General features: G+C 67.3%; 8 protein-coding genes and 1 pseudogene. 7 read left to right on the top strand and 2 right to left on the bottom strand.

Annotation, left to right across the window (positions count from 1 at the left end; genetic code table 11):
- From ACDELDRAFT_RS16050 to ACDELDRAFT_RS16040, 3 genes are all read left to right on the top strand, one after another.
- Positions 1-423 (top strand): FAD-dependent oxidoreductase (locus ACDELDRAFT_RS16050; protein ID WP_005798692.1); only part of this gene is annotated, 423 nt, incomplete at its 5' end.
- A 147-nt stretch (positions 424-570) separates the two neighbouring features.
- Entirely contained in the window at positions 571-2,001 is a 1,431-nt protein-coding gene (locus ACDELDRAFT_RS16045) for a sensor domain-containing diguanylate cyclase (RefSeq protein WP_050784188.1), read from the top strand.
- 124 nt (positions 2,002-2,125) lie between these two features.
- Positions 2,126-3,397 (top strand): purine-cytosine permease family protein, encoded by a 1,272-nt coding sequence (locus ACDELDRAFT_RS16040; RefSeq protein ID WP_005798689.1) that lies wholly within the window; start codon positions 2,126-2,128, stop codon positions 3,395-3,397.
- Positions 3,398-3,592: 195 nt separating this feature from the next.
- Here ACDELDRAFT_RS16040 and thiD read toward each other — a convergent pair whose 3' ends face one another.
- On the bottom strand, positions 3,593-4,462 hold the full coding sequence (gene thiD / locus ACDELDRAFT_RS16035; protein WP_005798688.1) for a bifunctional hydroxymethylpyrimidine kinase/phosphomethylpyrimidine kinase: 870 nt from the start codon (positions 4,460-4,462) through the stop codon (positions 3,593-3,595).
- A 242-nt stretch (positions 4,463-4,704) separates the two neighbouring features.
- On the opposite strand from thiD, the gene thiO reads away from it, so the two are divergent.
- Genes thiO through ACDELDRAFT_RS16015 form a run of 4 tightly spaced genes read left to right on the top strand, consistent with a single transcriptional unit; the run spans position 4,705 to position 7,733 of the window.
- Positions 4,705-5,814, top strand: coding sequence for a glycine oxidase ThiO (gene thiO, locus ACDELDRAFT_RS16030; RefSeq protein WP_005798686.1), 1,110 nt, complete (start codon positions 4,705-4,707; stop codon positions 5,812-5,814).
- A complete protein-coding gene (gene thiS, locus ACDELDRAFT_RS16025) occupies positions 5,811-6,008 on the top strand; it encodes a sulfur carrier protein ThiS (protein WP_005798685.1) in 198 nt (65 codons plus the stop codon). The genes thiO and thiS overlap by 4 nt, the downstream gene beginning before the upstream one ends.
- Positions 6,009-6,022: 14 nt before the next feature.
- Positions 6,023-6,832, top strand: a complete 810-nt coding sequence (locus ACDELDRAFT_RS16020; protein WP_005798683.1) for a thiazole synthase — start codon at positions 6,023-6,025, stop codon at positions 6,830-6,832.
- Positions 6,825-7,733, top strand: a complete 909-nt coding sequence (locus tag ACDELDRAFT_RS16015) for a thiamine phosphate synthase (protein WP_005798681.1) — start codon at positions 6,825-6,827, stop codon at positions 7,731-7,733. Before ACDELDRAFT_RS16020 ends, ACDELDRAFT_RS16015 begins: the two co-directional genes overlap by 8 nt.
- 56 nt (positions 7,734-7,789) lie before the next feature.
- Here the strand turns inward: ACDELDRAFT_RS16015 and ACDELDRAFT_RS16010 are convergent.
- Positions 7,790-8,768 (bottom strand): annotated as a pseudogene (locus ACDELDRAFT_RS16010) (hypothetical protein); the annotation flags it as partial.

Genomic DNA, 8,768 nt, shown 5'->3' with positions numbered 1-8,768 from the left:
GCGGCCGGCCGCATCGATGTCGCCATCGGCGTGGCCAGCGGCATCGAGGAAGAACAAGGGCGCCTCGTGGCGCTGGAGCTGACCACGCCTGAAGGCACGCCGCAGCGCCTGCCGCTGGACCTGCTGCTCGTGCGCCTGGGTCTGGTGCCGCGCCTGGGGCCCATCACCGAATGGGGCCTGGCGCTGGAGCGCAAACAGCTCGTGGTGGACCCCGCCACCTTTGCCACCAATGTGCCCGGCATCCACGCCGTGGGCGACGCCATCACCTACCCTGGCAAGCGCAAGCTCATCCTGAGCGGCTTCCACGAAGCCACCCTCGCCGCCTTTGGCGCGGCTGAATGGCTCGCGGGATGCAAGCTTCCGCTGGAATACACAACCAGCAGCGCGAAGCTGCAGGCGCTGCTCGGCGTCGCAAGCCGCTGAGGCCCCCGCCCCCGCGATCAGGCGGCCGCACGAACCGGCCCGCAGCATCCCCATCCAGGCTCCGAGCACAGCCAGCGTCGGCAATAATGGCCGGCGGAGGTGTTCGTGTTGACCCATTCTCTTGCTACCGGTCTGGACTTTGAAGACATGTTCGACCTTGCCCCCGTGTCCCTGTGGATGGAGGACTACAGCGGGCTGAAACAGTTGTTTGACCAATGGCGTGCCGAAGGCGTCACCGATCTGCTGGCATTCCTGCACGAGGATCCGCTGCGGCTGCAGCGCTGCAGCCAGGCGTATAAGGTGCTGCAGGTCAACCAGTACACCCTGGACCTGTTCAAGGCCCCCGACCAGCAGACGCTGCAAAGCCGTCTGCACGAGGTGTTCCGAGGCGACATGCTCGACAGCATCGTGGCCGAACTGCTGGCGCTGTGGGAGGGCCGGCAGGGCTTCGAGACCCGGTCGGTGAACTATGCCCTGGATGGGCGCCGGCTCGACGTTCAGGTCCGCGCCCGCGTGCTGCCCGGCTATGAAGACAGCTGGAACCGCGTGTTGGTGTCCCTCGAAGATGTGACGGCCGAGGTTCGCGGCAAGGAACGCCTGCTGCACAGCGAGCAATATGCGCGGGACCTGTTCGAGTACTCGCCGGTATCGCTGTGGGTGGAAGACTTCAGCGAGGTGAAGCGGCTGCTGGACGAAGTGCGATCACGCGGAATCACCGATTTCAGAACCTTCCTGAAGGTGCACCCCGAGTTCGTCACGCGCTGCATGCATGAAATCCGCGTGATCGACGTCAACCACCGCACGCTCGAGATGTTCGCGGCCAGCAGCAAGGTGGAACTGGTGCAGAACCTGTCGCGGGTCTTTCGCGGGGAAATGTACGAGTCGTTCGCCGAGCAGCTGCAGGACCTGTGGGAGGGCAAGCTGGTGCAGCAGCGCGAAGTGGTGAACTATGCGCTGACGGGCGACACGCTGCACATCCACCTCGAGTTTTCCGTCATGACCAGCCATGCCGAGAACTGGGGGCTGGTTCTGCTGTCGCTGGTGGACATTACCGCGCGCAAGAAAGCCGAGGCCTACCTCGAATACCTGGGCAAGCACGACGTGCTGACGCAGTTGCGCAACCGTGCGTTCTACATGGAAGAGCTGAACCGCCTGTCCCGCAAGGGGCCGTGGCCGCTGTCGGTGATCGCCATCGACATGAACGGGCTCAAGGCGGTCAATGACGAGCACGGCCACGCCGCAGGCGACGCCATGTTGCGCCGCATTGGCGAGGTGCTGGCCAAGGCGGTCGATGCACCGGCGTGCGCCGCCCGGATCGGCGGTGATGAATTCATGGTGCTGCTGCCTGCAACGGACGAGCGCGGCGCCCTGGCGATGCAAGAGCGCATTCTTTCGCTGCTGGAGTTGAACAACCAGTTCTACCCGGGGCAAAGCATCGAAGTGTCCATGGGATCGGCCTGCGCGCTGGAGGGCGCTTCCGTCGAAGCCGTGGTGCACCGCGCGGACCAGGCCATGTACGCACAAAAAACCCGCTTCTACGCAACACGCGAGCAGGATCGGCGCCTGAACGCTGCCTGAACGCCGGCCGGGCCACTACGCAACCGCCACGACCATCCTCGCGCAGGGAAGAACCCGTTCGCCAGCCCCTGTACGCCCGCAGCGCCCGGCCCGGCGCTGCCTCGCATGTACCGCAAGAATCCGCATGAAAACATCCACCGCAACCGCCAATGAGGCGCTGACACCTGTAGCCACCGAGCAGCGCGTGTTCCACTGGCACGACCATGCATCGCTGTGGTTCAGCCTGGGGGTGGGGCTGCTGGTGATGCAGGTGGGCGCCTACCTCATGCCCGCGCTGGGCACGCAGGAGGCGATGCTGGCGATCGTGGCGGGCTCCGTCCTGGGTGCCGGACTGCTGGGCTGGGTGGCCAAGATCGGCTGCGAAAGCGGCCTGGCCAGCGCGGGATTGATGCATGCCGTGTATGGCCGTGCTTTCGCGCGGCTGCCGGTGGTGCTGAACATTGCACAGCTGCTGGGCTGGGGTGCGTTCGAGCTCGTGGTGATGCGCGATGCCACGGTGGCCATCGGGCGCCAGGCGGGCGCCATGGCGGGGACCCAATGGCCCTGGCTGGCCACGCTGGCATGGGGCGGCGTGGTGATGCTGCTCATCAGCGGCTCGATGGTGCGGCTGGTGCGCAAAGTGATCGCGCGGGTGGCCCTGCCGCTCGTGGTGCTGTCGCTGCTGTGGCTGAGCTGGCAATTCCTTTCACTGGCCCATGCCCAGGGGCTTGGCGCGCTGTGGGGCCGCAAGGGGGAAGGCGGCATGGGCGTGCTGCCGGCGCTGGACCTGGTAATCGCCATGCCCATCTCGTGGCTGCCGCTGGTGGCCGATTACGCTCGCCACGGCAAGCGCGGCGGCGACGCCCTGCGCGGCACCTGGCTGGGGTACGCGCTGGCCAACATGTGGTGCTACGCCCTCGGGATCCTGGTGGCCCTCACGCTGCCCAGCGAGAACCTCGTGCAGGCCTTGCTGCTGGCGCAGGGTGGACTGATCGCGCTGTCGCTGATCCTGGTGGACGAGGTGGACAACGCCTACGGCGACACCTATTCCGGCGCCGTGTCGGCACACAGCCTTGCCCCCCGCTGGAGCGTGCGCCGCTGGGGCCTGGCCCTGACAGCGCTGAGCACGGCGCTGGCGCTGGCGCTGCCGATGCACAGCCTTGAGCCCTTCCTGCTGCTGCTGAGCTCGGTGTTCGTGCCACTGTTTGGCGTCATCCTGGGTCGCCTGGCCGGGCGTGCCGACGCGGGCGCACTGCTGATCACGGCCCGGCGGGTGCACCCCGGCTGCGTGGTCCTGTGGCTGCTGGGGATCGCGGTGTACCACCTCTCACCGCTGGTGCTGGCTGGGCTGGGCTCCGCACTGCCGGCGCTGGGCTTCAGCTTTGCCCTGGCATGGGCGACGCACCCGCGCCCCTGAACCACCGCGCGGTGCCGCCCGCCGCCCTGAAGCCAGCGGGCGCCTGCCCTGGCAGGCGCTATCCGGCAGCCAGCGACTTGGGGGTTCGTGCCGTGCGCCATCAGAGCCCAGGCTGCCGGCAGGGCCTTGCGGTCATTGCTCCATTTTTCATAGCTGCAGGCGCTTATGGGACGAGCACCACAGGCACAAAACACTTCAAACCGCCGCCATCACCCCATCCAGCACGCGCTGGGCAATCGGGGCAAAACCGTGGTTGAGCGGGCCGTGGCCGCGGCCGGTGCGCACCTGCGCCCCGGCCGCGATGGCACCCAGAATGTAGGCGCGGCCCTTCTCCACGGCCTCGGGCAGTTCATGCCCCTGCGCAAGAAAGGCGGCAATGGCCGACGACAGGGTGCAGCCCGTGCCATGGCCGTTGTGCGTGGCGATGCGGGCGCTTTCAAGGCGCTTGCGCAGGCCTGCCTGCGTGGCCAGTAGGTCCACCACGCGCTCGCCTTTGAGGTGCCCGCCTTTCAGCAACACCGCGGGCGCCCCCAGGCGCAGCAGTTCCTGGGCTGCATCCTCGAGCGCATCGATGCCATCGATCGGGTGGCCCAGCAGCAGCGCCGCTTCGTCGAGGTTGGGAGTGACCACCTCCGCCAGGGGAAACAGCTCGCTCACCAGCACCTGCACGGTCTCGCTGGCGATCAGCCGGTCACCGCTGGTGGCCACCATGACGGGGTCGAGCACCACATGGGGAAGCCCGTGCGCACGGATGGCCTCGGCGACCACGCGCACCACATCGGGGGATGCAAGCATGCCGATCTTGACGGCGTCCACGCCGATGTCCTGGGCCACGGCATCGATCTGCGCGCGCAGCATGTCGGGCGGCACCCCGTGGATCCCCGTCACGCCCAGCGTGTTCTGGGCCGTGATGGCAGAAATGGCCGTCATGCCGTAGCACCCCAGGGCGCAGAAGGTCTTGAGGTCGGCCTGGATGCCCGCGCCACCGCCGCTGTCGGAGCCGGCGATGGACAACACGCGCACATAGCGCGGCTGCGGCGAAGCGGGAGGCGTGGGAATTGTCATGGCAAAAATTATGGCCTATGCGCCAGGTCAAGCCGGCGCGCAAGGGGATATGCTGTAATTCCTGCCTACGGACGAAACAGGGGTGTCCCGCCAGTGTGGCGCGCGACTGAGAAAGACCCTGGAGCCATTCAACAGCCGCTGCGGCGCTGGGCTCCGCTACCCGATCCAGGTAATGCTGGCGTGGGGAGTTTCCAGCAACGGCACAGCCCCGTTTTGTCCTCCTGTTGCTCACAGAAGGACGCATGAAACCCCAACCTTCCTCCATTGTCATTCTGGGTGCCGGCCTCATGGGCCGGCTTCTGGCCGTTGAACTGGCCCGCCAGGGCCATGCCGTCGAGGTTTTCGACAGCGGCGGTCCGGCTGCCGAGCATGCCGCTGCGCCCATCGCAGCCGCCATGCTGGCGCCGTTGGCCGAGTCCGCAGTGACCGAGCCCGGCGTCGTGCGCATGGGGCAATATTCGCTCACGCGCTGGCCGCAGATGCTGGCGTCGTTGACGCAGCCGGTGTTCTTTCAGCAGGAAGGCACGCTCATCGTCTGGCACCGGCAGGACGCCGCAGAGGCGCAGCGCCTTCAACGTCTGCTGCAAGCCACCCAAAACACCATCCCCGATCTGCCCGCGATGCAGGTGCTGGACGGTGCCGGCGTGGCCGCGGCCGAGCCCACCCTGGCAGACCGTTTCGTGCAGGGGCTGTACCTGCCGGGCGAAGGCCAGCTCGACAACCGCCAGCTGCTGGCCACGCTGGTGCATGAGATGGGCCGGCTGGGTGTGCACTGCCACTGGCACACGCCCCGCGATCCGGCCGAGTTTGCGCCCGGTACGCCGGGACAGGCCGACTGGCTGATCGATTGCCGCGGTCTGGGCGCAAGGAACCAGTGGCGCGCCCTGCGCGGTGTGCGCGGCGAGGTGGTGCGCGTGCACGCGCCTGAAGTTACCCTGCGGCGGCCCACGCGCGTGGTGCATCCACGCTACCCCATCTACATTGCGCCCAAGGAAGACCATCTTTTCGTCATCGGTGCGACCGAAATCGAGTCTGAAGACCTGTCGCCGGCCAGCGTGCGTTCCACGCTCGAACTGCTGAGCGCAGCCTATGCCGTTCACACGGGTTTTGCCGAAGCCCGCATCATTGAAATCGCCACCCAGTGCCGGCCCACATTGCCCGACAATCTGCCAGCGGTGCGCCGACCACGCCCACGTGTGCTGGAGGTCAATGGCCTGTACCGCCACGGTTTCATGATTGCCCCGGCCATGCTCGACGTGGTGCTGGAACTCATGGCCAGCGGACAATCGCCGCTGGCATCCCGGTTTGATCTTGCATTGCCCATCGGAGAAGACACCCCAGCGGCCCCATGAACATCCTGATCAACCAGACCCCCCGCGAATTGCCGGACGGCGCGACGGTGGCGGACGCCATCGCCGCCCTGGCGGCGCGCCCGCCCTTTGCCGTGGCGGTGAATACCGTCTTCGTGCCCAATGCCCGCTATGCCGAGCACGTGCTGGCCGACGGTGACCGGGTGGAAATCATCTCTCCTGTGACGGGTGGCTAACCCCACTGCTTGCCATGACCTCTTCCCCTACAGACGACGCCCTGGTCCTTTACGGACAAACCTTCGCCAGCCGGCTGCTGCTGGGCACCGCCCGGTACCCATCGCCCAGCGTGCTCGAAGCGGCAGTGCAACGCGCGCGCCCCGCCATGCTCACCGCTTCGCTGCGCCGCCAGGGCAGCAGCGGCGCAGACGCCGGCAACAGCTTCTGGGAGTTGCTGCGCCGCCTGGACGTGCCCATCCTGCCCAACACCGCAGGGTGCCACAGCGTGCAGGAAGCCGTGACCACATCGCACATGGCGCGCGAAGTGTTCAACACCCCCTGGATCAAGCTGGAGCTGATCGGGGACGACTACACGCTGCAACCCGACACGCTCAACCTCGTACAGGCCGCCGCGCAACTCATCAAGGATGGTTTCAAGGTGCTGCCCTACTGCACCGAAGACCTGGTGCTGTGCCAGCGCCTGGTCGATGTGGGCTGCCAGGCCGTCATGCCATGGGCTGCGCCCATCGGCACCGGCCGTGGCCCCATGAACCCCTATGCGCTTCAATTGTTGCGCGAACGCCTGGACGTGCCGCTGCTGGTGGATGCCGGTCTGGGCTTGCCATCGCACGCCTGCCAGGTCATGGAATGGGGCTACGACGGCGTGTTGCTGAACACTGCCGTGGCGCTGGCGCAAGACCCCGTGACCATGGCCGGAGCATTTGCCGACGCCGTGCAGGCCGGCCGGGCCGCACGCCGGGCAGGCACCATGGCGGCCCAGGACGCGGCCCAGGCCAGCACCCCGGTGCTGGGCACCCCTTTCTGGCACCACGCCCATGCGTGATATCGCCGCGCTGCGGCGGGCCATCGTGCAGCACCATGCTGCTGCGTTTCCGGGCTTCCCGCCGCAACCCGCGCCTGCACCCGCCTCGACCGAACCCGTGTACCAGGCCGCGCTGCAGGCCTGCAGCGATCTTGGCTTTGTGGCCCACGATGCCGAGTGCCTGGCCCGCGCCTGGCAGGCACGCGCACTGCGCACCGGCCATTTCGCGCCGGAGCAATGGCCGCACGAGCCGCAGGATTTCGGCCTGCAGACCCTGCCGCGTGCGCATGGCTTCGCCGCCTGCCCGCAAGATCTGGGGCTCTATGCCGTACTGCCCGATGCGCAGTGGGTGGGCCGCATGGCACGGGCCGGCGTACCCACCGTGCAGTTGCGCTTCAAATCGGACGACCCCAGCGCTGTGGCACGCGAGGTAGCGGCGGCCGTGCAGGCCGTGCAGGGCACACCGGCGCTGCTGTTCATCAACGACCACTGGCGGCAGGCCATTGCAGCCGGCGCCTACGGTGTTCACCTCGGGCAGGAAGACCTCGATGCGCTGCTGCCCGCCGAGCTGCATGCGCTGCGCGCGTCGGGCCTGCGCCTTGGCGTGAGCACACACGGCTATGCCGAAATGGTGCGCGCCGATGCCGTGGGCCCGAGTTACATCGCCATGGGGGCGGTGTTTCCCACCACACTCAAAAAGATGGCCACCGTGCCCCAGGGCGTGGGACGCCTGTCGGTCTACGCGCGCCTGATGCGCAGCTATCCGCTGGTGGCGATTGGCGGCATCGGTGCCGAGCAGTTTGCCGAGGTGTTAGCCACGGGCGTGGGCTCGATTGCCGTGGTGCGTGCGCTGGTCAATGCGCCCGATCCAGAAGCGGCGGCCCGCACGCTGATGGCCCACATGGAGCAGAACACCGACTGAAAACCAGATCCCTGCCCAGGTCAGCTCCCAAAGGCCCCTCTGGCGGTGCCGATGGGTTAAAGCTTGGGTTCGGGTTTGCGTTGCTCCAGCTCCAGGCGCACCTCGACCTGGTCGTTGGCCATGCCAAAGCCTACCGGCTGACCCGCGCTTGGCGGCGCTGTGACGGGAACCGGCGGCAAGTCGCTGAGGGTCAGGTGGGGTGGATCGGACAGATCCAGATCCAGTTCGTGGGCCTCGAACGGCGCCGGCGGCGGCGAAATGGCAAGCGGCTTCGCAACGAAAGACTGGCCAAAATCAAACTCAAGGCCGGCCGCGACCGAATCGAGCGGCAGCTCCGCCGCAGCAGGCATGGGTGGGGGAGCGGCCCTCTCCCCGGAAGCGACGCCCCCTTGTGGGGCAGGAATGTGTGCAGCGCTGCTTGCCGCTGCGATGGACGGAGCAGGCGCCGCAGCCGGGGCCGATGTCTCTCCTCCCTGTGGGGCCAGCGGCGTGCTGCGCGCGCGTGGCGGCGGTGCGCCGCGCAGGCTGGCCGGCGTGGTCTGTGCAATGGCCAGCAGCAGCAGCAGATCATCGTATGCAGCCAGGTCGAAGGCAGGGGCCTCGGAACGGCCATTGCGCACAAACAGGTATTTTTCGAGCAGCCCCTGCACGGACGCTGCGGACCACTGCGCTTCGATGGCAGCCAGCGCATCCACGTAGTGCTCGAGCGTGCGCCCCTGGCGGCTAAACGCCGAAAACTCGGGAACCTGGGCGTTGAAATGGCTGCAGAACTGCGCACGCAGCTGCGCAAAATCGTCCGAACGGCCCAGCGTGTGGTACAGCCGCAGAAGTTCGAGGTAGGCGGACGGCGAAGTTTCCCGGTGCGCAGCAATGTGCTTCTTGAGCACGTCCACGGCCTGATCGTGCTCACCCACCGAGACAAAGAACTCTGCCTGCTGCTGGATGTCGAAAAGCTCTTCGGGATTGACGATGTGCGGCGCAGCGGCGGCACCCTCTGCCGGGCTGGCCACGGCGGTCACCGGTGCCGGTTCGGGG

The sequence above is a fragment of the Acidovorax delafieldii 2AN genome, assembly GCF_000175235.1.
Classification (GTDB): domain Bacteria; phylum Pseudomonadota; class Gammaproteobacteria; order Burkholderiales; family Burkholderiaceae_C; genus Acidovorax; species Acidovorax delafieldii_B.
The sequence above is the reverse complement of the archived record's forward strand: the minus strand, read 5'-3'. Positions and strand labels throughout refer to the sequence as shown.

Bases quoted from the DNA above. Each gene is read 5' to 3' on its own strand.
- ACDELDRAFT_RS16045 (WP_050784188.1), top strand. From the start codon at position 571: ATGTTCGACCTTGCCCCCGTGTCCCTGTGGATGGAGGACTACAGCGGG.
- ACDELDRAFT_RS16040 (WP_005798689.1), top strand. From the start codon at position 2,126: ATGAAAACATCCACCGCAACCGCCAATGAGGCGCTGACACCTGTAGCC.
- thiD (WP_005798688.1), bottom strand. From the start codon at position 4,462: ATGACAATTCCCACGCCTCCCGCTTCGCCGCAGCCGCGCTATGTGCGC.
- thiO (WP_005798686.1), top strand. From the start codon at position 4,705: ATGAAACCCCAACCTTCCTCCATTGTCATTCTGGGTGCCGGCCTCATG.
- thiS (WP_005798685.1), top strand. From the start codon at position 5,811: ATGAACATCCTGATCAACCAGACCCCCCGCGAATTGCCGGACGGCGCG.
- ACDELDRAFT_RS16020 (WP_005798683.1), top strand. From the start codon at position 6,023: ATGACCTCTTCCCCTACAGACGACGCCCTGGTCCTTTACGGACAAACC.
- ACDELDRAFT_RS16015 (WP_005798681.1), top strand. From the start codon at position 6,825: ATGCGTGATATCGCCGCGCTGCGGCGGGCCATCGTGCAGCACCATGCT.